At 62.7% G+C, this 23,389-nt stretch carries 23 protein-coding genes and 1 pseudogene; 13 read left to right on the plus strand and 11 right to left on the minus strand.

What is annotated here, in order from left to right; genetic code table 11:
• The first annotated feature begins 22 nt into the window (after window positions 1–22).
• The 6 genes from phnL (at window position 23) to phnE (AC3EMP_RS32025) (ending at window position 5,770) form a co-directional block, all read left to right on the plus strand.
• Window positions 23–730: a phosphonate C-P lyase system protein PhnL gene (phnL, locus tag AC3EMP_RS32000; RefSeq protein WP_023712301.1), complete on the plus strand. Its 708-nt coding sequence runs from the start codon at window positions 23–25 to the stop codon at window positions 728–730.
• On the plus strand, window positions 727–1,344 hold the full coding sequence (locus AC3EMP_RS32005; protein WP_023669828.1) for a DapH/DapD/GlmU-related protein: 618 nt from the start codon (window positions 727–729) through the stop codon (window positions 1,342–1,344). The genes phnL and AC3EMP_RS32005 overlap by 4 nt, the downstream gene beginning before the upstream one ends.
• A gap of 130 nt (window positions 1,345–1,474) precedes the next feature.
• Window positions 1,475–2,332, plus strand: coding sequence for a phosphonate ABC transporter ATP-binding protein (gene phnC, locus AC3EMP_RS32010; RefSeq protein ID WP_023669829.1), 858 nt, complete (start codon window positions 1,475–1,477; stop codon window positions 2,330–2,332).
• Window positions 2,333–2,480: 148 nt separating this feature from the next.
• On the plus strand, window positions 2,481–3,389 hold the full coding sequence (phnD, locus tag AC3EMP_RS32015; protein ID WP_023698997.1) for a phosphonate ABC transporter substrate-binding protein: 909 nt from the start codon (window positions 2,481–2,483) through the stop codon (window positions 3,387–3,389).
• A gap of 56 nt (window positions 3,390–3,445) precedes the next feature.
• Window positions 3,446–4,402, plus strand: a complete 957-nt coding sequence (gene phnE, locus AC3EMP_RS32020; RefSeq protein WP_023669831.1) for a phosphonate ABC transporter, permease protein PhnE — start codon at window positions 3,446–3,448, stop codon at window positions 4,400–4,402.
• On the plus strand, window positions 4,403–5,770 hold the full coding sequence (gene phnE, locus AC3EMP_RS32025) for a phosphonate ABC transporter, permease protein PhnE (protein ID WP_352711758.1): 1,368 nt from the start codon (window positions 4,403–4,405) through the stop codon (window positions 5,768–5,770).
• Window positions 5,771–5,850: 80 nt separating this feature from the next.
• On the opposite strand, the gene AC3EMP_RS32030 is transcribed toward phnE (AC3EMP_RS32025), so the two are convergent.
• The 3 genes from AC3EMP_RS32030 to AC3EMP_RS32040 form a co-directional block, all read right to left on the minus strand.
• The gene (locus tag AC3EMP_RS32030; protein WP_023669833.1) at window positions 5,851–6,702 is read right to left on the minus strand and encodes a sugar phosphate isomerase/epimerase family protein; all 852 of its coding nucleotides are present in this window, start codon (window positions 6,700–6,702) and stop codon (window positions 5,851–5,853) included.
• Window positions 6,703–6,825: 123 nt separating this feature from the next.
• Window positions 6,826–8,013, minus strand: a complete 1,188-nt coding sequence (locus tag AC3EMP_RS32035; protein ID WP_023747015.1) for a Gfo/Idh/MocA family protein — start codon at window positions 8,011–8,013, stop codon at window positions 6,826–6,828.
• An 18-nt stretch (window positions 8,014–8,031) separates the two neighbouring features.
• On the minus strand, window positions 8,032–9,087 hold the full coding sequence (locus AC3EMP_RS32040) for a sugar phosphate isomerase/epimerase family protein (protein WP_023747014.1): 1,056 nt from the start codon (window positions 9,085–9,087) through the stop codon (window positions 8,032–8,034).
• A gap of 399 nt (window positions 9,088–9,486) precedes the next feature.
• On the opposite strand from AC3EMP_RS32040, the gene AC3EMP_RS32045 reads away from it, so the two are divergent.
• The 5 genes from AC3EMP_RS32045 to AC3EMP_RS32065 all read left to right on the plus strand — a co-directional run bounded on the left by AC3EMP_RS32045 (window position 9,487) and on the right by AC3EMP_RS32065 (window position 13,713).
• Window positions 9,487–10,374 carry a sugar phosphate isomerase/epimerase family protein gene (locus tag AC3EMP_RS32045; protein ID WP_352711762.1) on the plus strand — a complete coding sequence of 296 codons (888 nt, stop codon included), beginning with the start codon at window positions 9,487–9,489 and terminating at the stop codon, window positions 10,372–10,374.
• Window positions 10,375–10,383: 9 nt separating this feature from the next.
• Window positions 10,384–11,553: a mandelate racemase/muconate lactonizing enzyme family protein gene (locus AC3EMP_RS32050; protein ID WP_023747013.1), complete on the plus strand. Its 1,170-nt coding sequence runs from the start codon at window positions 10,384–10,386 to the stop codon at window positions 11,551–11,553.
• Window positions 11,554–11,555: 2 nt separating this feature from the next.
• Complete coding sequence (locus AC3EMP_RS32055; protein ID WP_023683008.1) at window positions 11,556–12,272, plus strand: FadR/GntR family transcriptional regulator; 717 nt, start codon at window positions 11,556–11,558, stop codon at window positions 12,270–12,272.
• A gap of 79 nt (window positions 12,273–12,351) precedes the next feature.
• Window positions 12,352–13,332 (plus strand): NAD(P)-dependent oxidoreductase, encoded by a 981-nt coding sequence (locus tag AC3EMP_RS32060; protein WP_023737511.1) that lies wholly within the window; start codon window positions 12,352–12,354, stop codon window positions 13,330–13,332.
• 3 nt (window positions 13,333–13,335) lie between these two features.
• Window positions 13,336–13,713, plus strand: coding sequence for a hypothetical protein (locus AC3EMP_RS32065; RefSeq protein ID WP_023692018.1), 378 nt, complete (start codon window positions 13,336–13,338; stop codon window positions 13,711–13,713).
• Window positions 13,714–13,735: 22 nt separating this feature from the next.
• Here AC3EMP_RS32065 and AC3EMP_RS32070 read toward each other — a convergent pair whose 3' ends face one another.
• Entirely contained in the window at window positions 13,736–15,031 is a 1,296-nt protein-coding gene (locus tag AC3EMP_RS32070; protein ID WP_023728568.1) for an amidase, read from the minus strand.
• Window positions 15,032–15,147: 116 nt separating this feature from the next.
• On the opposite strand from AC3EMP_RS32070, the gene AC3EMP_RS32075 reads away from it, so the two are divergent.
• The gene (locus AC3EMP_RS32075) at window positions 15,148–15,495 is read left to right on the plus strand and encodes a GFA family protein (protein WP_023669842.1); all 348 of its coding nucleotides are present in this window, start codon (window positions 15,148–15,150) and stop codon (window positions 15,493–15,495) included.
• Window positions 15,496–15,712: 217 nt separating this feature from the next.
• On the plus strand, window positions 15,713–16,123 hold the full coding sequence (locus AC3EMP_RS32080; protein WP_352711818.1) for a DUF4437 domain-containing protein: 411 nt from the start codon (window positions 15,713–15,715) through the stop codon (window positions 16,121–16,123).
• Window positions 16,124–16,150: 27 nt separating this feature from the next.
• Here the strand turns inward: AC3EMP_RS32080 and AC3EMP_RS32085 are convergent.
• The 7 genes and pseudogenes from AC3EMP_RS32085 to AC3EMP_RS32115 form a co-directional block, all read right to left on the minus strand.
• Window positions 16,151–16,908, minus strand: a pseudogene (locus tag AC3EMP_RS32085) (ABC transporter ATP-binding protein); the annotation flags it as partial.
• 113 nt (window positions 16,909–17,021) lie between these two features.
• Window positions 17,022–17,462: a hypothetical protein gene (locus tag AC3EMP_RS32090; RefSeq protein ID WP_023728570.1), complete on the minus strand. Its 441-nt coding sequence runs from the start codon at window positions 17,460–17,462 to the stop codon at window positions 17,022–17,024.
• Window positions 17,459–18,547: an ABC transporter ATP-binding protein gene (locus tag AC3EMP_RS32095; protein ID WP_023733630.1), complete on the minus strand. Its 1,089-nt coding sequence runs from the start codon at window positions 18,545–18,547 to the stop codon at window positions 17,459–17,461. The genes AC3EMP_RS32090 and AC3EMP_RS32095 overlap by 4 nt, the downstream gene beginning before the upstream one ends.
• 1 nt (window position 18,548) lies before the next feature.
• The gene (locus tag AC3EMP_RS32100) at window positions 18,549–19,487 is read right to left on the minus strand and encodes a carbohydrate ABC transporter permease (protein WP_023728572.1); all 939 of its coding nucleotides are present in this window, start codon (window positions 19,485–19,487) and stop codon (window positions 18,549–18,551) included.
• Between the two features lie 3 nt (window positions 19,488–19,490).
• A complete protein-coding gene (locus AC3EMP_RS32105) occupies window positions 19,491–20,552 on the minus strand; it encodes a carbohydrate ABC transporter permease (RefSeq protein ID WP_023835039.1) in 1,062 nt (353 codons plus the stop codon).
• An 80-nt stretch (window positions 20,553–20,632) separates the two neighbouring features.
• Window positions 20,633–22,066, minus strand: coding sequence for an ABC transporter substrate-binding protein (locus tag AC3EMP_RS32110; RefSeq protein ID WP_023728574.1), 1,434 nt, complete (start codon window positions 22,064–22,066; stop codon window positions 20,633–20,635).
• Window positions 22,067–22,112: 46 nt separating this feature from the next.
• Complete coding sequence (locus tag AC3EMP_RS32115) at window positions 22,113–23,225, minus strand: ABC transporter ATP-binding protein (protein ID WP_031237758.1); 1,113 nt, start codon at window positions 23,223–23,225, stop codon at window positions 22,113–22,115.
• Window positions 23,226–23,389 lie beyond the last annotated feature (164 nt).

Genomic DNA, 23,389 nt, shown 5'->3' on the forward strand with positions numbered 1-23,389 from the left:
ACAACGATTGGAGAACCTTCTGATGCCGACGCCCCTCGTTGTTTCCGGCGTCGCCAAAAGCTTCACCATGCATCTGCGCGACGGCATCAGATTGCCGGTTGTCGCCGGCGTCTCATTCTCGATCCGGGCCGGTGAATGCGCCGTGCTCGGCGGGCCTTCCGGCGCCGGCAAAAGCTCGATCCTGAAAATGCTCTATGGCAATTATGCCGTCGATGAAGGCCAGATCATCGTTCAGCATGAGGGCGGCCTGATCGATCTCGCCATCGCCAGCCCGCGCACGGTGCTTTCCGTGCGCCGCCAGACGATCGGCTATGTCAGCCAGTTCCTGCGCACCGTGCCGCGCGTCTCCGCGCTCGACGTGGTCGCCGAGCCGCTGGTCGAACGCGGCGAGGACCGCGAGAGCGCGCGGAAAAAAGCACGCACCTTGCTGGGGCAGCTCAATTTGCCGGAAAAGCTCTGGGCGCTGCCGCCGGCGACTTTCTCGGGCGGTGAGCAGCAGCGCGTCAATATCGCGCGCGGCTTCATCACCGAGCATCCGGTCTTGCTGCTCGACGAGCCGACAGCTTCGCTCGATTCGAAAAACCGCAACGTTGTGGTTGCGTTGATCGCCGCCAAGAAGGCCGGCGGTGTCGCCTTGCTCGGCATCTTCCATGACCCGGATGTGCGTGACGCCGTCGCCGATCGCATCATCGACGTGACCTCTTTCGCCGCCGGAAAAATCGCTGCATGAGCAGGAAACTATCGGAAGCGCCGTTGGTCCACGCCACGGCGCAGGTCGAGAACTCGACATTGGGGCGCTGGACAGAGATCGCCGACCGCAGCCGCGTGTCCGAAAGCATCCTCGGCGACTATTCCTACATCATGCAGGACTGCGTCGTCTGGTGCGCGACCATCGGCAAGTTCTCCAACATAGCCGCCGCCGTGCGCATCAACGCCACAAACCACCCGACCTGGCGGCCGACGCTGCATCACTTCACCTATCGCGCCTCCGACTATTGGGACGACGCCGAGCACGAAACAGAATTCTTCGCCCAGCGCCGCGCCAAACGCGTCTCCATCGGCCACGACACCTGGCTCGGCCACGGCTCGACCATCCTGCCCGGCGTCACCGTCGGCGATGGTGCTGCCGTAGGCGCCGGCGCTGTGGTGTCGAAGGATGTCGCGCCCTACACCATCGTTGGCGGGGTGCCAGCCAAGCCGATCCGCGAGCGTTTCGATCGCCGCACGGCCGAACGCTACCAGGCGCTCGCCTGGTGGGACTGGGACCACGCCAGGCTGCGCGCCGCGCTCGACGATTTTCGCGTACTCGAGGCAGACGCGTTCCTCGAGAAATACGGCGCCTGATCGGGTGCGACCACCCCCACTTGCCGCACGGCTGTGGAGCGTAACAAAACTGACATCGTGATGACATGGCAGGTTCATGTCGCTGCGCTAGGCGAGAACCAGACGATCAATTCAGGTCTGGAACTCTTCGATGTTATCGACCCCTGCCACGCTCGAAATCCGCGGCGTCTCGCGCCGATTTGGCAAGAACACCGCTGTCAGCGCCATCGACCTGTCGATCCCGCAGGGCCAGATGGTCGGCATCATCGGTCGTTCCGGCGCCGGCAAATCCACCCTCCTCCGCATGATCAACCGTCTCATCGACCCCAGCCAGGGATCGATTTTTTTTGACGGTGCCGAGGTCTCGCGGCTGCGTGGCTCGCCGCTGCGACGCTGGCAGCGCGACTGCGCCATGATCTTCCAGCAGTTCAACCTGGTGCCGCGCCTCGATGTGCTGACCAATGTGCTGCTCGGCCGTCTCAATCATCGCTCGACCTTTTCCAACCTGCTCGGCATGTTTACCCGCGCCGAATGCGCTGAGGCGATTGCAGCACTCGAGCGCCTCGACATCGCCCGCACCGCACTGCAGCCAGCCGGCACGCTGTCTGGCGGCCAGCAGCAGCGCGTCGCCATTGCCCGCGCCATGATGCAGCAGCCCAAGGTGCTGCTCGCCGATGAGCCGATCGCTTCGCTCGACCCGCTCAACGCCAAGGTGGTGATGGACTCGCTGCAGGACATCAACCTGCGCGAAGGCATCACCGTCGTCACCAATCTGCACACGCTGGACACCGCCCGCACCTATTGCAACCGCATCATCGGCATGGCTGCCGGCAAGATCGTCTTCGACGGTCCGCCGGAAGCGCTCAACCGCGAGGCCGTGCGCCTGGTCTATGGCGCCGACGGCAACGGCGTCGATATCTCCGAGGCCATCACCTCGACCAGCATCGCCTACAAGCAAAAGATCGCCGCATCCGCCAGCCCGCTCGAGCCCGCATTCCCCGGGTACTGATCCATGATCCCGAAAAGTGGATACCGGTTTTCGGAAAAGATCATGGACCAAAACTGAGCCGCACTGGATCGACCGCCCGCGTCAAGGGCACTTGCAAAAATCAAGAACGCTGCCGGCGCGGGGCCGGAACTTACAGGAGAGACATCAAATGTTCAGGAAGATGGTATTCGGCGCCGTTTCGGCTCTCGCCATGGCAACCAGCGCCGCGCATGCGGCCGACCTCAAGGAATTCCGCGTCGGCATCCTCGGCGGAGAGAACGAAACCGACCGCCTGCGCAACTATCAGTGCCTGGCCGATCACCTGAAGACCGAATTCGGCTTCGAAAAGGTCTCGCTGTTCCCCGCCGCCGACTATGACGGCGTCATCCAGGGCCTGCTCGGCGGCACGCTCGACTTCGCCGAACTCGGCGCTTCCGGCTACGCCAGCGTCTACATCAAGGACCCGAAGGCGGTCACCCCGGTCCTCACCACCCAGCAGACCGACGGCGCCACCGGCTATTATTCCATCGGCCTGGCGCTGAAGTCTTCGGGCATTACCGACATCAAGTCGGCCAAGGGCAAGAAGCTCGGCTACGCCGATCCGGACTCGACCTCGGGCTACCTGATCCCGCTGACCCAGATCCCGAAGGACACCGGCGCCTCGAACGACGCCTACTTCGCCTCGACCCAGTTCAATGGCGGCCATGAAAACAACATCCTCGCCGTTCGCGACGGCAAGGTCGACGTTGCGGTTGACGATTCCTCCGGCATCGGCGACTTCAAGAACGGCTACACCTCCGGCACCTTCCACAAGGTCACCGCCAAGGGCGCCGTCGACCCCAACGACTTCGTCGAAGTCTGGCGCTCGGGCCTGATCCCGAACGGCCCGCTGGTCGTGCGCACCGCGCTCGGCGACGACATGACCGCCAAGCTTGCCGCCTTCTTCACCGACCTGCCGAAGAAAGACAAGGCCTGTTTCGAAGGCGTCGAAGGCGGCGACTTCACCGGTTACGTCCCGGTCAAGCCTGACTTCTACAACGTCATCGTCGAAGCCCGTAAGGCAGCCATCGGCGGCTGACGGCAAAATCAGAAAGGGCGACGTGAAAAACGCCGCCCTTTTTGCATGTCCCGATCATGACCATCTCAGCAACAGCCCGCTCCAACGCGACCCTGCAGGTAGCCAACGCTTGGCAGCGCCAGATATCGTTGCGGCGGCTTTATACCATCCTCGGCATCGGCCTGCTGCTGGCGGCGACGCTGTCGAGCATGTGGTTCGCCGACGAGGCCAATGCCGGTCACTTCTGGGACCGGCTGCCGCATATATTCGACTTCCTCAGCTGGCTGATCCCGAAGGACTGGAACGACGTCTGGCGGGCGCTGTTCGACATCGCCTCGCCGCATGACACCGGCACCCAGGAGTTCAACTTCCCGCTCGGCCGCGTCTATGTCTGGGGCGGCTTCTACATCCCCGAATATTTCGAGCTGATGCTGACCACACTCAACGTGGCGCTGGTCTCGACTTTCATCGGTTTCATCTTCGCCGTGCCGTTTTCGTTCATCGCCGCGCGCAACCTGACGCCGCATCCGGCGCTGCGGCTCGTCGTCAAGCGCTTCATGGAATTGCTGCGCGCCTTTCCCGAAATCGTCATTGCCGGCCTGTTCGCCGCCATTGTCTCGACCGGGCCGATCGCAGCCATCATCGCCATCGGCCTGCATTCGATCGGCGCGCTCGGCAAGCTGTTCTATGAAATCAACGAGAACATCGACATGCGCGCCGAAGAGGGCCTGAGAGCGGTCGGCGGCAACTGGTTCGAGCGCGTGCGCTTCGCCGACCTGCCGCAGGTGCTGCCCAATTTCATGTCCTACACATTGCTGCGCGTCGAGATCAACGTGCGGGCCTCGACCATTATCGGCGCCGTCGGCGGCGGCGGTATCGGCGAGGAACTGAAGCTCTCGATATCGCGCGGTTTCGGCGCCAAGACGGTGGCGTTGGTGCTGCTGTTGTTCACGACGATCTTCATCGTCGACCAGTTCTCCGCCTGGCTGCGCCGCAAGCTGGTCGGCGAGCAAGCTTTTCTGATGAGCGCTTAAATGACCGCTTTGACCACTGATCAGGTCCAGTCGATCGCGGAACGCTATCCGCAAATCTTTCGGCGGCCGGCCTACAAGCGATTCGCGCCGCTGTTCCTGTTCGGCGGCATCCTGCTCTACCTCGTTTACGCCTTGTGGTTTTTCAACCTGCCGCAGGTGATGCGCGACTCGCATTGGGAGCGCCTGCCGCTCTTCCTGACGCAATGGATCAGCTACGATCTGCAGCCTGAATTCCGCCTCGACCAGCCTGAAATCACGCCGAAATACCCGCGGTTTTCAGCACTCGGCGAGAACCCAGATCCCGACTGGGTTGTCAAGAACGCGGATGGCACCTTCACCGTCCTGATCGATGGCGCGGCCAGGTCCGTCACCTTCGACAAGACCAAAGCGACGATCGTCGCCAATGGCGAGATGGTGCCGGTGGCGCTGACCAGCGGTAAGCCGGTAATTACAGGTCCGGTGCCTGGCTGGATCACCGCGCATGACGACGAGATCGTCGCCAGGATGGGCTTTGTCGGCGAAGTGCGCGTCACCGTCGATCGCGTCAAGGTCCGCAAGCGCTTCCTCGGCTGGGCAAATTTCGTCTTCGACACGCGCTCGCCCTTCTTCGGCAAATCGGCCAGTGAAGTGATCTCGCTGATCTGGTCCGGACCGGAACTTAAGCCTGGCACCTCGAACCTCGCGCTCGCCGGCGACAACATCTGGAACAATGCGCAGTGGCAGCATGGCGACGTCTGGACGAAACTGCTGCAGACCATCGTCATGGCCTTTCTCGGCACGTTGCTCGGCGGCCTCGTCGCCTTCCCGCTCGCCTTCTTCGCCGCCCGCAACATCACGCCGAGCGGATTGTTCGGCCAGGTGCTCAAGCGCTTCTTCGATTTCATGCGATCGGTCGACATGCTGATCTGGGCGCTGTTCTTCACCCGCGCCTTCGGCCCGGGACCGCTCGCCGGCAGCGCCGCGATCTTCTTCACCGAAATAGGCACGCTCGGCAAAATCTATTCGGAAAGCCTGGAAAACATCGACGACAAACCGCGCGAGGGCATCAAGTCGACCGGCGCCAACGGCCTGCTGGTGCAGCGCTATGGGGTCATGCCGGAAGTGATCCCGGTCTTCATCAGCCAGACGCTCTACCAGTGGGAATCCAACACAAGAGGCGCCACCATCATCGGCGCCGTCGGCGCTGGCGGCATCGGCCTGAAACTCTGGGAAGCCATGCGCACCAATTCCAACTGGGCCAACGTCTTCTACATGGTGCTGCTGATCCTGCTCGTCGTGTTTGTGTTCGACAACATCTCGAATTTCCTGAGGCGCCGGCTCAGCCGGACCATCCATGATTACAACAGGATGCAGGCCGAGGAGGGGTGACGTGCGAGGGACAGCACCCCCCTCTGTCCTGCCGGACAGTGGGGGGTGTGAAGGAACGCAGCACTCCTTGGGCGGCGCGGCTAAGCCGCCCGCTTCCACCCATCCCTGATATGCCTGTATCCCTCGCGATAAACCGCTTCCGGCGTCTCGGAAAAATCCCGCCACACCTTGGTCGCCGCCGCCAGATCCTTCAGCGACCTGCCAAACGCCTCGATCGTCAGCCAGTCGTCATAGCCGCTCTTGCGGATGGCCGCGAAAGTCTCTTTCCACGGAATGTTCCCGCGTCCCGGCACGCCGCGATCGTTCTCCGAAATGTGGATGTGCACGACATTCCTGCGGTGCTTCGTATAGGCGCCGATCGGGTCGGCTTCCTCGATATTGGCGTGGAAGGTGTCGTACATCGCCTTGATGTGCGGCCGGTCGATGGCATCGACGTGCTCGGACAGATCGGCCATCGTGTTCAGCAGATAGCACTCGAAACGGTTGAGCGCCTCCAACCCGATGGTAACGTTCCGCTTGCCGGCATGATCGCCAATGGCGCGCTGCGAGGCGATCGAGCGCTTCTTCTCGGCAGCGGTCGGCCCGCTGCCGGAGAAGGCGCCGAGCGTCGAATGCAGCGGCCCGCTCAGCGTACTCGCGCCGAGCGCCTGGGCGCAATCGATCGCCCATTTCATGTAGCCGATGCCGGCCTTGCGGGTCACGGCATCCGGCGAAATCAGATTCATCGCCGGGTCGCCCATCGCCGTAACAGCCGTGCGCTCCAACCCGATGCGGTCGAGCAAATCGCCAAGCTTCTTGTAGTCCTCTGGCGTGCCTGAGAAGATCGGTATCTCGACGCCGTCGAAGCCGGTCGCCTTGATGTCGCGCAGCAACGGCTCGTGTTTCTTAGACACGGAAGTCGTCCACAAAAACATGCACATGCCGATTTTCATCGACAGCCCCTCCCCATTTGACGGCGCGCTGGTTTCTTTCGCACCTCGCACCATGCGCCCTCATTCGGCCGCTTAGCGGCCACCTTCTCCCCGAAGGGAGAAGAGACTTGGCGCCGGCGCTACCTAAAGTTTCGTCCACGCCCCGTTCTTCTTCGACGACTTCACGCAGGCCTCGATGAACGCCATACCTTCGACGCCGTCCTGGATGGTCGGGAACACCACGTCCTTGCCCGGTCTGCCGCCCTTCTTGCGTGCCGCGCGGATCGCGCGCGCCGCCTCCTGGTAGATGTTGGCGAAGCCTTCGAGATAGCCTTCCGGATGGCCAGACGGAACGCGGCTGACGCGTCCCGCAACCGGCAGCGCGCCGGCGCCGTTGCGGGTGAGCAGCTGCTTGGGCTGGCCGAACGGCGTGTACCAGAGATAGTTCGGATCGGCCTGCACCCATTCCAGCCCGCCTTTAGAGCCATAGATGCGCAGCTTCAGCCCGTTCTCGTGGCCCGGCGCCACCTGGCTCGCCCAGATCATGCCCTTGGCCGGATGCACCTTGCCGACCGGCTTGAAGCGCAGCATGACGTTGACATTGTCGTCGAGCAGCCGCCCCGGCACGAAAGCGTCGAGATCGGCCGACAGGGAATCGAGCTCCAGACCCGAGACGAAGCGCGCCAGATTGTAGGCATGCGTGCCGATGTCGCCGAGCGCGCCGCCCGCGCCCGCCTGCTTGGGGTCGGAGCGCCACGCCGCCTGCTTCTGGCCGGTGGCGGCAAGATCCTCGGTCAGCCAGTCCTGCGGGTACTCGGACTGAACGATGCGGATGTCGCCAAGCTGCCCCTTGGCCACCATCTCGCGCGCCTGCCGGATCATCGGATAGGCAGTGTAATTGTGCGTCAGCACGAACACCTTGCCGGTCTTTTCAACCACGGCCGCGAGCTTCTTGGCCTCGGCCAAAGTCGTCGCCAGCGGCTTGTCGCAGATGACGTGGATGCCGGCCTCGAGAAACGCTTTGGCCGCCGGCACGTGCACATTGTTGGGGGTGACGATCGCCACCGCTTCGATGCCGTCCGGGCGCGTGGCCTCGGCCTTGGCCATCTCGGCATAGGAGGCGTAGCTGCGCGCCGGGTCGAGACCGAGTTCGGCGGCGGAAGCCTTGGCGCGCTCGGGATTGGCCGACAGGGCGCCGGCCACCAGCACGAAGTCATTGTCCATGCGCGCCGCGATCCGGTGCACCGCGCCGATGAAGGCGCCTTGGCCGCCGCCAACCATGCCATAGCGGATCGGGCCGCCTCCCGCTTCCGACTTCGATGCGCCGACCATGTCTTTCTCCTGCTTGTCTCAAATACCCATCATGGCGCGCAGCATCTTCTTGTCGGTGGTGCCGCCGGCGAAATCATCAAAGGCCTTTTCCGTCACCCGGATAATGTGGTGCTGGATGAAGGGCGCGCCTTCGGCCGCGCCGTCCTCCGGATGCTTGAGGCAACACTCCCACTCCAGCACCGCCCAGGAATCGTAGCCATACTGGGTAAGCTTGGAGAAGATGCCGCCGAAATCGACCTGCCCGTCGCCAAGCGAGCGGAATCGCCCCGCGCGATTGGTCCAGCTCTGATAGCCGGAATAGACGCCTTGCCGCCCCGTCGGATTGAACTCGGCATCCTTGGCATGGAAGGCCTTGATCCGCTCGTGATAGATGTCGATGAATTCGAGATAGTCGAGCTGCTGCAAAAGGAAATGCGATGGGTCGTAGTTGATGTTGCAGCGCTTGTGGCCGCCAACCGCATCGAGGAACATTTCGAAGGTGGCGCCGTCGAAGATGTCCTCGCCGGGATGGATCTCATAGCCGACGTCGACGCCGTTCTCGTCATAGACGTCGAGGATCGGCTTCCAGCGCTTGCCGAGTTCGGCAAAGGCCTCCTCGATCAGCCCGGCCGGCCGCTGTGGCCAGGGATAGAGATACGGGAAGGCCAGAGCGCCGGAAAACGTCACCGAGGTTTTCAGGCCAAGATTCTTCGAGGCCTTGGCGCCGAACTCCATCTGTTCGACCGCCCATTTCTGCCTGGCCTTGGGGTTGTTGTGCACCGCAGGCGGTGCAAAGCCGTCGAACTGGGCATCATAGGCCGGGTGCACCGCCACCAGCTGCCCTTGAAGATGCGTCGACAGTTCGGTGATCTCGACGCCGGCATCCGCGCAGATGCCTTTCACCTCGTCGCAATAGGTCTTGGAAGATGCCGCCTTCTTGAGGTCGAACAGGCGTGCATCCCAGGTCGGGATCTGCACGCCCTTGTAACCGAGACCGGCCGCCCATTTGGTGATCGAGCCCAGCGAATTGAACGGCGCGGTATCCCCCGCGAACTGCGCCAGAAACAGCCCCGGACCCTTCATTGTCGACGGCATCGGCATCCTCCCAATTCATTTTTCCAAGGACCAAGCATAGCGCCTGATGAAAGCAGGGCCAGCCTCTTTGGTCTCTTGCGATGTGCATTCTCGTATCGGCATTCTGGTATTACCAAATACCGAAAATGGGTCAAGCCATTTGACTCGCGCGCAAAGCTGCCAGGGCATTCCATTTTTGGCGATATATACCAGCATAATCAATACGGTACACAGATGCCGGTATCGCATGGCGGCGGTTCTTGCCGCGCGACAAAAATTGCTGTAGACCTCCATTAGGGCCCAATTGGTCGAACCAGTTGCGCAAAAACGCTGGAGCGCCTTGGGGAGGAAACACGCGACGCGCCTTGTGGGGCGCATCGCAGGCGAACTGGCACAGACGAATTCTGGGAAGGATAGACCATGCATCTTTCGACGCACAACTGGATGCGCGCGGAACCGTTGGAGGTGACGCTGAAGCGCATCAAGAAATTCGGCTACGAGTCGATCGAGATTTCCGGCGAGCCCGAGCAATACAAGACCAAGGAGACCCGCGCGCTGCTGAAAGAGTACGGCATCCGCTGCTGGGGGTCGGTGACGCTGATGCTGGGCGAACGCAACCTTGCCGCCAGGGACCAGGGCCAGCGCGAACGCTCGGTGCAGTACGTCAATGACGTGCTGACCATGGTCAGCGAACTTGATGGCGAGATCATAACGCTGGTGCCCGCGACCGTCGGCAAAGTGGTACCGGACGGCACCGAGGAAGAGGAATGGAAGTGGGTGGTCGACGCCACCCGCGAATGCTTCACCCATGCCAAGAAGGTCGGCGTCAAGATCGCGGTCGAGCCGCTCAACCGCTTCGAGACCTATCTGTTCAACCGCGGCGCGCAGGCGTTGGCCCTGGCCGATGCGGTCAGCCCCGAATGCGGCGTCTGCCTCGACGCCTATCACATCCATATGGAAGAATTTAACGTCCATGACGCGATCCGTCAGGTCGGCAAACGGCTGTTCGACTTCCACGTTGCCGACAACAACCGCTTTGCCGCCGGCCTTGGCCAGATTGATTGGCCACGGATCGTGCAGACGCTGAAGGAAGTCGGCTATGACGGCGCGCTGACGAACGAATTTGTCGCGCCAGTCGACCGCACACCCGCCGCGCCCTATCCCGACATGGTCGAGCGCAATCCGGTCGACATTTCTCCCGAACAGCTGAAGTTCATCCAGGATCACGGCTCCAGCGTGCTGACGGAGAAATTCTACACCGACCAGATGCGCATCACGGCCGAAACGCTGCTGCCGCTGATCAAGTAGCCGATCGGGATGCGCATCAAAACGGTCCAGGCGTGGTGGGTCCGCGTGCCGATTGAGGCCGCGAAGCAGCATCGCAGCGACTTTGGCCAGGTGACGACGTTCGACGCCGCCATCCTGCGCATTGAGACTGACGACGGGCTGATCGGCTGGGGCGAGGGCAAGAACGCCGCCGGCAGCGCCGGCAGCTATGGTGCGCTGGTCTACATGCTGAATCACGAGGTCGGGCCGCAGCTGATCGGCCGCGACCCCGCCGACATCGGCATGATCTGGGAGTTGCTCTACAACGGCGTGCGCCATGACAGTGCCGCGCGCGCCGGCCATGCCATGCCGCAGCTGGCGCGGCGCGGCATGAGCATTGCGGCAATCAGCGCCGTCGATATCGCGCTCTGGGATATTCTGGGCAAGTCGTTGGGACAGCCGGTGTGGCGGCTCATCGGCGGCCGCAAGCTCGACCGCATGCCGGCCTACGCCTCCGGCGGCTGGGCTGCCGCCGACGCTATCGGCGAGCAGCTCAAATCCTACATCGCCAAAGGCGGCTTCAAGGCGCTGAAGATGCGCGTCGGCGCCATGGACGGCGCCCCGCACATTTCCGCCGCCCGCGTCCGCGCCGCACGGCAGGCGCTCGGTCCTGACGTCGAGTTGATGGTCGACGCGCACGGCACCTATACGGTGGCCGAGGCCAAGCGCTTCATCAGCCTGGCCAGCGATCTCGACCTCGCCTGGTTCGAGGAGCCTGTTATCGCCGACGACAAGGCTGGTATGGCCGAGGTGCGCGCCTCGGGTTCGATCCCGATCGCCACCGGCGAAAGCGAAGCGACGCGCTACGCCTTCCGCGATCTCGCGGTGCTGAAATCCGCCGACATCTTCCAGCCGGATCCGGCCTTTTGCGGCGGTATCAGCGAGGCGATGAAGATCGGCACCATCGCCAGTGCCTTCAATCTGCGCTTTGCCCCGCATCTGTGGGCCGGCGCGCCATGCTTCTTCGCCGGCCTGCATGTTTGTGCGGCCTCGCCTGCCAGTTTTACCGTCGAATATTCGCTCGGCGCCAACCCCATGATCCACGATCTTATCGAAGAGACTGTCGAAGCAAGGGACGGTATGATAGCGATCCCTGAAAAGCCGGGTCTGGGATTCACCATTTCGGAGCGGTTCCTGGAGGCGCACGCGCAACGCGGTTGACGATGAAAGAAAAGAACCTTCTCGCCGAACTCGCCGCCTATCTGTTCGCCCATTCGGACAAGGAGAGCGGCCGCACGCCCTCGGAGCGCGAGCTGGCGGAGCATTTCGGTGTCAGCCGCGGCCAGATCCGCGAGGCGCTGGCCATTCTGGAGGCCATGCGCATCGTCGAGCGCCGCGCCAAATCCGGCATCTATGTCGACACCAGGCAGGCCAGTGTAGAAGCCTTGGCTCTTTTCGCCCGCGCGGGCCTGCCGCTCGATCCGGTGCAGATCTACGAGACCGTCGAACTGCGCAAGATCCACGAGATCAAGGCCGCCGAACTTGCCTGTTCGCGTGCCACCGAAGAGAATTTCGAACGCCTGCGGGAGATCCTGAAAGCCTCGGAGGAGTGCATCGCCGCCGGCGAAGGCCTCGCCAAGGAAGACCGCGAATTCCACCTCGAAATCGTGCGGGCGACCAAGAACGGCGTCTTCCACAATATCTGCAGCGTCTATTACCTGATGGGCGAGCAGCGGCTGCCGATCTACTTCAACGATCCCGAGCGCTCAGTGCGCTCGCATGCCGAGCATATCCAGATCTACGAGGCGCTGCTGCGTCGCGACGGCAATCTCGCCCAGGCGCTGATGAGCGCCCACCTGCAAGGCGCGGAAAGCTACTGGAAGGGGATCATCGAGGGCCGCGAGGCGCAAGCGCAAAGCCTGGCATTTGAGAAAGCCTAGAGCAATTCCAGGAAAAGTGTGAAACGGTTTTCCCGGGAAAGCGCGCAGCGCTTTCGCTTGCGACAAACACGAGAGCCCCATGCCCAGAATCCTGTCGACGCACACGCTGCATCCGCGTGCCTCCGCAATGCTGGCGGGCGCCGGTGAACTCGTCGTCGCCTCAGCGCTCGATGCGGCAACGCTGACCGCCGAGGCGAAGCATGCCGACGTCATCATCGTTCGCGCACCGCTGCCGCCGTCGCTGTTCGAAAACGCCACGAAACTCAGAGCAGCGGTCCGCCACGGTGCCGGGCTCGACATGGTGCCCATGGAGGCCGCGGCCGTGGCCGGCGTGCTGGTCGCCAACGTGCCGGCGGTCAATGCGCGTTCGGTCGCTGAATATGTGATGTTCGCGGCCCTTGCCCTGCTTCGGCGCTTCCGTTCGGTCGACCGCGACTTGCGCGCCAAGGGCTGGAATGCCGGCCGCGACCACGCCAGCCATGCCAGCGAGCTTGCCGGCAAGACCATCGGCATCATCGGCTTCGGCGCCATCGGTCAGGCGGTCGCCCATATCGCCGCGCACGGCTTCGGCCTCGACGTCGTGGCGACGACCCGCAGCATGCAGCCGGCACCCGACAGGATCGGCTTCCTGTCGATCGATGCGCTGATCGAACAGAGCGACATCATCGTGCTCTGCTGCCCGCTGACGCCGGAAACGCGCGGCCTGATCAGCCGCGAACGCATTGCCCGCATGAAGCCGGACGCGCTTTTGATCAACATTTCGCGCGGACCGGTGATCGACGACGAGGCGCTGATCGAGGCCTTGCGCCAAGACCGGATCGGCGGCGCCGCACTCGACGTCTTTGCCACGCAGCCGCTGCCGGCAAACCATCCCTATTTCGGTTTCGACAATGTTATCGTCACCCCGCATATGGCGGGGATTACCGAGCAATCGATGATGCGCATGGGCGTGGGCGCGGCCGGCGAGACCTTGCTGGTGCTGGCCAACCGGCTGCCTGTCAATCTGCGCAATCCCGACGTGGTCGAGCATTACCGCAGACGGTTCCCGGCGGACGCGTGAACCATGTCCGGTTTTCGCTTCGCATCTCTGGTTCTCGCAGTGTCGTCGATCGTGGCCTTACCTTCGCTCGCGGCGGCACAAAGCAGCGATTATGTCTATTGCAGCAATGGGATCGTCTGCATGATGGCGCCCTGCCCGTCAGGCAATGCGCTGGATCTGACCACCGGCAATGTCGTTAAAGGCGTGGAGCTCAACACTACGGAATTGCCGCCGCTGGACAGATCGGCACCTGACCTCTCCGACAAGCTTTATGCTGGAAAACTCGTCGTCCGAGGATCGATCCAGCATCGCGGCCAGCCGAACGATCCGCCGATGCTGGTCGTTACCAAAATCGAACGCTCCTCCAAGAAAAGCGAGCGCAAGCGCTGCGCGGCACGTTGACTGCCGACCTACGGCTCGCTGCCTATCGGAGCAGCCGCTCGACTTCAGCCGCGATGCGCAGCAGATGGTGGTCGTGGCCATTGCGCGCCACCAGCATCAGTCCGGCCGGCAGCGTCATGCCGGGCATCGGCAGCGAGATCGCGCAGAGGTCGAACTGGTTGGCGACCTGGGTATTGCGCAGCAGCAGACCTTCGGTGCGTTCACGCAGAGCCGTATCCTCGGCCATCGAAACGATAGTCGGCGCTGTCACCGGCGTGGTCGGCAGAGCCAGCACATCGACCGAACCCAACCGCTCGTCCATGGCTATGCACAGTGCCGCGCGACGACGCATTGCCCTGATATAAACCGGCGTCGGTATGGCCGCCGCCCGCGACAGCGGCCCGCTGACATGGGGATCGACCGGCACCGATGCGCCCGTCGCCAGCCAGTCGGCATGGATTTCAGCACCTTCCATGGCCGCGATCGAGCCGCGTTTGGTGGCCAGGCGCAGATCGGCAATGAGGTCGTCGATCGAAATGTCCGTGAGCCACGCGCCTGCCTGCTCGATCCCGGCAAGGCTGCGATCGAACGCGGCGGCAATCTCCGTTTCCGTGTCTTCGAAAAGCAGGCCGCGCGGAATGCCGACACGAAGCCCGGCAAGCGCTAACGGCAGGGGCAGTTGCGGCATCTGCTCGCCCGTCATCGCGGCGTCAGCCAGGGCACACGCAGCAACACTCAGCGCCAGCGGCCCGATCGAATCCAGCGTCGCGGAAAGGGGATAGGCACCAGTCAGCGGCACGCGCCGCGCCGTCGGCTTGAAACCGACGACGCCGTTCAGCGATGCCGGGATGCGCACCGAACCGCCGGTGTCGGAGCCGATGGAAATGTCGCTCGTCCCCTCGCCAACGGACACGGCGGCGCCCGACGACGAACCGCCTGGAATGCGGCTGGTGTCGGCGGCATTGCCCGGTGTGCCGTAGTGCATGTTGTCGCCGATAGCGGTGAAGGCGAATTCGGTCATGTTGGTCTTGCCGATGATGACGGCGCCGGCCTGGCGCAGACGGCTGACGACCGCAGCGTCGTGCCGACGGGGCGCGGTGTCCCTCAGCATCAGCGACCCGGCCGTGGTCGGCTCGCCGGCGACATCGAACAGATCCTTGATCGACACGATGGTGCCGTCGAGCGGCCCGAGCGATACGCCGGCCTTCTTGCGCGCATCGGTGGCCTCGGCCGCTGCGCGCGCCGCCTCGGCATAGAGTTTGGTGAACACCTTCTCGCCTGCCGCGCAACTGGCAAGACGTGACAGGATGATCTCGAGACGATCGCGGATTGATTGCATGTCGATGTCGGATTCCGTCAAGGTGGAGCGTCTTTAAGGCATATGGGCCGCTAGGTCAGCGGAAGGAATAGCCCGGACAGCGTGCCTTTGCACCTGCCAGCGATAGGAAGGGACTGATGCTGTACAAAGGCAGCTGCCACTGCGGCAAGGTTGCGTTCGAATTCAAGGCGCAGCTGACCGGCGCCGTGCGGTGCAATTGTTCGATCTGCTCGCGCAAGGGCGCGCTGTTGGCCGCCATCCCGCATGACAGCCTGACGGTGCTGGCGTGGGGCGACGATCTAGGCACCTACACATTCGGCAATCATGCAATGGCGCATCGCTTCTGCCGCACCTGCGGCATCCATCCCTTTGCCGAGGATGTCAGTCAGGGCAGCGAACGCAGCGCCTACATCAACCTCAACTGCGTCGCCGATTTCGATCCCACCGGCCTGCCGGTCTTCGACTTCGACGGCCGCGCGGTCTGACCCTACGGTGGCCTCTCACCACAAAAGCAACGCCCCGAAAACCTTGATAGTTCTCGGGCCCGCTGCTTCAGCCAAGGATGGCTATCGGCTATTCGACGCGCTTAGGGCCGCGCGCGAACACAACGATCGCCGCCAGCAAGGTCGCAGCGCCACAATAGGCGAAGGCGCTGGCCACACCGGCATTGTCGACCACCAGGCCGCCGAAGACGGCGCGTTTCTGGCGCTCGCCGTTTCTTGCGTCTTTCCCGCTCGCGCCTTTGCCCTCGAGGACAGCTATCTCCCGGCCGACAAGATCCCCTATGTCGCCGAAGTGCCAGACCAGCCGCATCGCCTTGGCCCGTTGTGGGGTGACCGGGCCAAAGGCCCGGCGGGCACCTTGCTGAAAGTTCCCGGCAACTGGCGCGCGTCGGTTCATGCGCACACCGCCGACTATCGCGCGGTGGTCATCAAGGGACTGTGGGCGCATTGGCAAATGGACGGCGGCGAAGCGACGAAGGTCGAATTGCCGCCGGGATCCTACTGGACCCAGAAGGCCAACGAGATGCACGACGACGCCTGCCTCTCAGAGACGGAGTGCGTGATCCTGCTGATCAACGATACGCCTTACGAGACCTACTTCCAGAAATAGTCAGGCGGCGCCGTCGTTCGACCGCAACTAGCTGGCGTGCCGCAAGCTCACGTCGCTGCCCTTGTCGAACAGCACCACCTTGTCCTGATTCCAGGCAAAGCGCACCGGCTGCTCATCTGGACATCGGTTCTGGCCGGCACCGTGGCGCGCAGCGTCGTGTCGCCGACCCGCAGAGTCAGGATCTTTTCCACGCCATGGTTCTCGACATCGTGGACGCGTGCCTCGACCGGTGCACCGCTTTCAAGATACACATCCTCAGGTCGAATACCGAAGACGAGCGGGCGACCGTCGGTCGCACCGCCCGCCTTGGCACCCCCAGAGAAAGGCAGTTCGAAATTCAGCGGCGCCATCACCGCGCGGCCGTTGACCAGCTTGCCATCGATCAGGTTCATCGGCGGCGAGCCGACGAAGCTGGCCACATAGGTATCGCGCGGATTGTTGTAGATCTCGTGCGGCGTGCCGGTCTGGATGATGCGGCCATGGTTGAGCACGCCCACCTTGTCGCCCATCGACATCGCCTCGATCTGGTCGTGAGTGACGAACAGAAAGGTGGCGCCGAGCTGGATCTGCAGGTTCTTCAGTTCCGTGCGCAGCGCCTCGCGCAGCTTGGCGTCGAGCGCCGACAGCGGTTCGTCCATCAGGAACACGCGCGGCTTGCGCACGATGGCGCGCCCGATCGAAACGCGCTGCATTTCGCCGCCTGAAAGGCGGTCGGTCTTGCGGTCGAGCAGATGTTCGATCCTGAGTGTTTTGGCGGCGCGGTCGACACGATCCTTGATCTCGGCGTCGGGTCCTCCGGTCAAGCCGGAGGATGACGGCGTGAGAGTTGAGAGGGCGACGCACACCGACCGTCGCGGACGGGCGCGAGCGCGACCTGCCGGATAGCGTCAGCTGCTGATCATCGCGCTGTCTTGTTGAGAGCGGTGACGATCAGCGCGAGAATCACCGCCGCGGCGGCGATTTCCCACACGAAAGCCTGCTTGTAGAAAGGCGGCGTGGCGAGCTGCGCCTTGCCGGCGAGAGTGTTGGGGTCCGGTGGATTGAGGAAGAAGACGCCGTAGAGATGCGCCGCCGTGATCGATACCAGCAGCGCAATGCAGAAGACCAGCGCCACGACCAGCGCTACGGTCACCACACTGCGCACCTTGACGCCCGGCTGGGCCAACGGCAGCAGGTTGTTGATGAGCCCGGCAAGCACCACGAGACCGCTGCCGACCGCGTACAGGCCGATGGAAAAGGGTTGAAAGATCAGCACCAGCGCCAAGACGCCGAGGCCAATGATGAAGAGCTCGAGGCGGAACGCGCCGGCGCGGCTCATGCCGGAAGAACTGTCGCTCATGACCGCACCGCCTTTCCGGCGCCATCGAAGACATGGGTTTGCCTGGGATCGGGGCGTAGATTCAGCGCCTCGCCGACCTTGACCCACTGGCTTCTCGTCACCACGACGCGGATGTCGGCGCCTGCCGCCGTGCGGGCATGAATAAGGGTTTCGGCGCCCATGGGCTCGATGAGCTCGGCTCTGGCGGAGATGGTGCCACGGTCCCCCGTATCGGTCACGGTGAAAGCACGGGGGCGGACACCGATCGTCACCTTGCCGGGCTGCAGGCGCGCGACCGCCGCGTCCGTGCGGATCGCCAGACTAATGCCGGCCACGGTCATGTCCGCCGTGCCATCGGCGAAGGCCTTGAGGTCGGCCTCGAGAAGATTCATCTGCGGCGTGCCGATGAAGCTCGCCACGAAAGCATTGGCGGGCTTGGCAAATACCTCGTGCGGTGAGCCGACTTGCTCGATCAGGCCGTCCTTCATGATGGCGATGCGGTTGGCCATGGTGAGCGCTTCGAGCTGGTCATGGGTCACGATCACGGTCGCTTTGGAGAGGCCCTGCAGCACTTCCTTGATCTGGCCACGCATGGTTTGGCGCAGTTCGACATCGAGACGCGACAAGGGCTCGTCGAAGAGGAAGCAATTGGGGTCGCGGACGATGGCGCGGGCCATGGCGGCGCGCTGCTTTTCGCCCTCGGATATCTGGTTCGGCAGCCGGTCGAGAACGTGCTCCAAGTGAAGGATCGCGGCGACGCGGTTGACGCGGGCAGTCCGCTCAGCCCCGGAAATGCCGTCATGATAGAGCGGGAAGGCGATGTTCTCGGCGATCGATGCCGACGGGTAGAGCGCGTAGAACTGGAACACCATGGCGATGTCGCGCTTTTCGGGCGGCAGTTTGTTCATCACCTTGCCGGCGACGACGACCTCGCCGTCAGTGACGCTTTCCAGCCCGGCGATGACGCGTAAGGTCGTCGTCTTGCCACAGCCGGACGGGCCGAGAAGGCAGACGACCTCACCGGCGGCCACCGACAGGTCAACGTCCTTGACCGCGGTGAAGGAGCCGAAGCGCTTGGTGACTTTGCGGAGTTCGATGGTTGACATCTCAGCGCTTCACCGTGCCGAAGGTAACACCGCGCAACAGATGGTTTTGCAAGAAGAAGGTGACCAGGAAGACTGGGACGAGGAACAGGGTTTCGATGGCGGCAAGCAAAGTCCAGTCGGTGCCGCGTCCACCCGACGACACGGCCTGGTTCATGGCGACCGGGACCGTCCTCGTGTCGGGCCCCGAGAGCAAGAGGGCGAAGAGGAACTCGTTCCAGGTGAGGATCAGGCCGAACACGAACGTGGCGGCGAGCCCGGCAATGACCTGGGGCAGGCAAATCTTGAAGAACACCCGCATTCCGGACGATCCGTCGAGGCGGGCGGCATCCTCGACGTCTGGCGACAATTCATCGAAGAAGCTCTTCATCATCCAGATGGTGAAGGCCAGGTTGAAGGCGGTGTAGAGCATGATGATGCCGAGATACGAGCCCGACAGGCCCACTACGCGGAACATCAGGATCACCGGAATGATCACCACAATCGCCGGCAGCATGCGCGTGGTCAGGATGATGAACAGGTAGGTGTCATTGCCTTTCAGCGGATAGCGCGAGAAGCCGAAGGCCGCCAGGGTGCCGATGACCAGCGCCAGCAGCACCGAAGCCGAGGCGATGAAGATCGAGTTGAAGAAATAACGGTCGAATCCTGTCGCTTCCGGGGCACCGCCCGACGTCATCGAGCGAGAAAAGACGGACCCAAAATTTTCGAGCGTGGGCTTGAACACAAAATGATCCGGAATCAAGCCGAACAGCGACGTGGGCGACAGCGTCGGAGGCACCAGAAGCGCGTCGCCCTGCGGTTTGAAGGCGGTGAATATGATGAACAGCACCGGCAGAAAATAGATAAAGGCGACGACGGCCACGGCGAGCGTCCGCCCCCAGCCGGCCTCGTCTACTCCGCTGGCCCTGCGGAAGCCGAGCTTTCCCAATATCGATTCGGTCACGGGTTAGGCTCCCTGCGTACGGCGGTTTGCGAGGTACAGGTAGAGGTTGGTGAGAACGATCACCATGAACAGCATCAGATAGGAGATCGACGCGCCCTCACTCGTCTTGTTCTGCTCGTTGGCGATGCGGATCAAGTGATAGGAGATCGTCAGCGTGTCGTTGCCGCCCTTGGTGAGGAGGATGACGAGATCCGCCAGCTTGAATGCCTCGATGGTGCGGAAGAGAAGGGCCAACATCAGAAGGCCGCGGATGTAGGGGAAGGTGATCATCCAGAATTGCCGCCAGCTGGAAATACGGTCGATGGCAGCGGCCTCGTAAAGGTATTTCGGCACCGAGACGAGGCCCGCCAGCACAAGGAGCATGACGAAGGGCGACCACATCCATGCGTCGGCGAAAACGATTCCCGCCACGGCACCGACTTTGTTGCTCATCAGGATGAACTGGTTGCCGGAGATGGAATTGATGACGTAGCTGAGAATCCCGAATGTCGGGTCATAGTAGTAGGTGAAGAACACGCCAGAGGCGACAACCGAAAGCATCATCGGTGTCAGCACCAGGATCAACAAATACTTGCGCAGCGGAAATTGCTTGGCGAACAGGATGGCCAGCAGAAAGCCGACGATCATCTGCGCGGAGACGGTGAACACGACGAACATGGCGGTATTGATCAGCGCGCCCCAAGTCGCGTGAGCAGCGAGATCGTTGGTAAGGATCCGGATGTAGTTCCCGAGTCCGACGAAGCGGATCGTCTGCTGGTTTGCCTGGTAGGCGAAGAACGAAAGGCCCAGCGACCACAGCAGGGGGAAGATATTCATCACAAACAGAACGGCGATTGCCGGAGCGACCAGCAAGGCGCCGAAGTAGTGGCGGCGATACGCGTTGACGGTAAATGCGGCCGCGACCAACGCCACCGCGGCGCCCACCACCCAGAAGGAGACAGCCGCAGGCAAGCCCGCCATTGATATGGCCGACACGACGACAGCGACAGCGATGGCGAGTTTCCAGTTGTGGGCAACAACCGCGGTAAGGCGTGGTGTCAGCAGCGTGCTTGAAACAGCGGTCATGGGAGTCCGAAATATGGAGCGCCTGAAGTGGCAATGACGGGGAGCGGCTTTTGCCCGCTCCCCGCAGCTATGTCGGAAGGTTACTGGATAAGACCATCGTTCTTCAGGAGGTCCTCCTGGAACTTGGCGATGTTATCCAAGGTGGTCTTGGCGTCCTGCTTGCCAGTGATGGCTAGGTCGTACTGGTCCTGCTGCTGGGTGAGCAGTTCGAAGAACTGCGGCACGTGCCACATGTCCTTCTGCCAGTCGAGCGAGTTCGCCCAGGCGCGGTCCCACGGACGATAGGTCACATACTTCGGATCGCTGTAGACCGACTTGATCGCGGACTGGCCGCCGCCGGCGGCGAACTGGTGCTGGATATCAGGCGAGAGCCACCACTTCACGAAGCCAACCGCTTCCTTGATTTGCTCAGGCGTCGTCCAGGTGGTGAGAACGAAAGGCTGTCCGCCGATCTGTGACGTACGATTCACCTTGCCGTCGGCACCGCGCAGGCCTGGCGCCAATCCGAACACCAGCTTGTCGGCAACCTTCGACGTCTTGGGATCGAGCGAGGCTTCGGCGAGACCGATCCAGTCGATGTTCATGGCCACCTTGCCTTCACGGAACAACTGGTCCGAGACGAAGATGTCCATGGTGCCGGTCTTGACCACCGGCGGCATGAACTTCAGCAATTTGAGGAAATGCTCCATGCCCTCGATGGACTTCGGGGAGTTTACGACGCCTTCGGCATGTCCGGTCGGGGCCTTGGTTTCATCCCAGATGCCGCCGCCATGCTCCCAGACGAACGTGTGGACCGAGCTCGTCGAGAAGTCGTAGCCTTTGCCTGCCTGATAGGCGATGCCATAGAAATCGTCATCCAGCACCTGGCCGGCGAGCTTGTCGCCCTTCTTGCGCTGGAAGAATTCGCCAACATGCTCGAACGTGTTCCAGTCCATGGCGTCGATTTCTTCGCCGGTGCAGGGCAGCTTCTCATTGTACTTCGCCTTGTAGGCGGCCTGCTCGTCGTTGTTGCAGAGCACGTCCTTGCGGCCGTAGGTGACCAGCACGTCCGGGAACTGCGGGAAGCCGTAGTAGTTCGGCGTGCTGTTGGGATAGGTCGAGTAGGCGTTGAGCACGGCGGGATGCATCGACTCCATCGTCGCCTTGAGTTCCGGGTCGGCATCGATGAGATCGTTGATCTTGCGGAAGTAGCCGCCTTCGACGAAGGCGCCCAGCCACTGCGAGTCCGACACGATGAAGTTGTACTTCTTTTCGCCCGAGGTCAACGAGGCGTTGACGCGGGTGTAGAAATCCGGCCACGGAATGAAGTCCACATCGAGCTTCACAGTATTGCCAGACTTCGGCTTGTACTGCTCGTCGAAGAACTTCTTCATAATGCGGGTCGGGGGCCAATCCGGCACCGCCATCGTCAACGTCACTTCTTCGGCAGAGGCATAGGTCACGCCTCCCACCAGTAGTGTGGCAGCGAAGCTTGCGGCTGTCGCTAGCCCTTTCAGTTTGGTCATCGCCGTCATTCGCGTTTCCTCCCTTGGTTAACCGGATTGCTTCTCGCCGTTCGAGTCAGGTCATTGCCTGGCCGCTCGCGGCGCGGAAGACGTGGATTTTCCTGTTATCGATGGCGATCGATGCCGAATCGCCGGTCCTGATGCTGGCGGCGATCGCTTCCGGCAGCACCATGCGCAACATCTCGCCGCCGGCCTCGACCGAGACGATCGTTATGTCGCCGAGCGGTTCGACCAGATGCACCTTCGAGGCAACCCCGGCTTCGCCCTTGGCGGCGAGCCGAATGTCGCTCGGGCGAATGCCGATCAGCGCGGCCTCGTTGGCATCGGCAGTCTTTGGCGCCGTCGCCGGAACCAGAGTCCCGAGCGGCGTGTCGAAAGATCTGGTGTCGGCGCGCACCGAGGCCGTGAACAGATTCATGTGCGGCGAGCCGATCTTGCTGGCGACATAGGTATTGATCGGCTGCTCGTAAAGCTCGTCTGGCGTGCCGATCTGGACGATGCCCCCATCGCGCATGACGGCGATCGTCTCGCCCATCGAGAGAGCCTCGAGCTCGTCGGGCGTGGCATAGATCACGGTCATGCCGAACTGGCGGTGCAGCCGCTTCAGCTCGGCGCGCGTCTCGTGCCGAAGCTTGGCGTCGAGATTGGTGAGCGGCTCATCGAGCAGAAGAATCTTTGGCCGGCGGATCAGGGAGCGGCCGAGCGCGACGCGCTGCTGCTCTCCGCCGGACAGGGTTGCCGGCTTGGCCTTCAGGCGGTGTGTCAGCTTCAGGATCTCGGCGGTCTCTTTCACCCGCTTGTCAATCTCGGCGCGCGCGGCTTTCTCCTCGCGCAGCGGGTAGGCGAGATTGTCATAGACCGTGAGGTGGGGGTAAAGCGCGAAAGACTGGAAGACCATCGAGATGCCTCGGCCGGCGATCGGCGCATGGGCCATGTCGCGGCCGCCGATCTCAAGCGTGCCGGAGTCGGCCTGGACGAGGCCGGCGATAGTGCGCAGCGTCGTCGTCTTGCCAACGGAGCTCGGCCCGAAGAGTACGAAGAAGCGGCCTTCGTCGACGGCGAAGCTCAGGTCGTTGATGGCGCGCACGGATCCATAGGCCTTGCTGAGCCCATCGAGGCGCAGCGCAATCCCCTTGCCGTCACTGGCGCGAGGCGACGTCTGCGTCACGATGCGCCACCTCGTGCGGACGGAACACGCGCCATCCGTATGATTCTCCTCGCCCTGCCGAAATGGACTGCGGCTGTCATTCTCGATCCGCCTTTTCTTTCCTGATCTGGTATTACCAATTTTGGATAGCCGTCAAGCTCTTTCTTGGATCACCACCGGACCTT

This window comes from Mesorhizobium sp. P160219 (assembly GCF_057786095.1).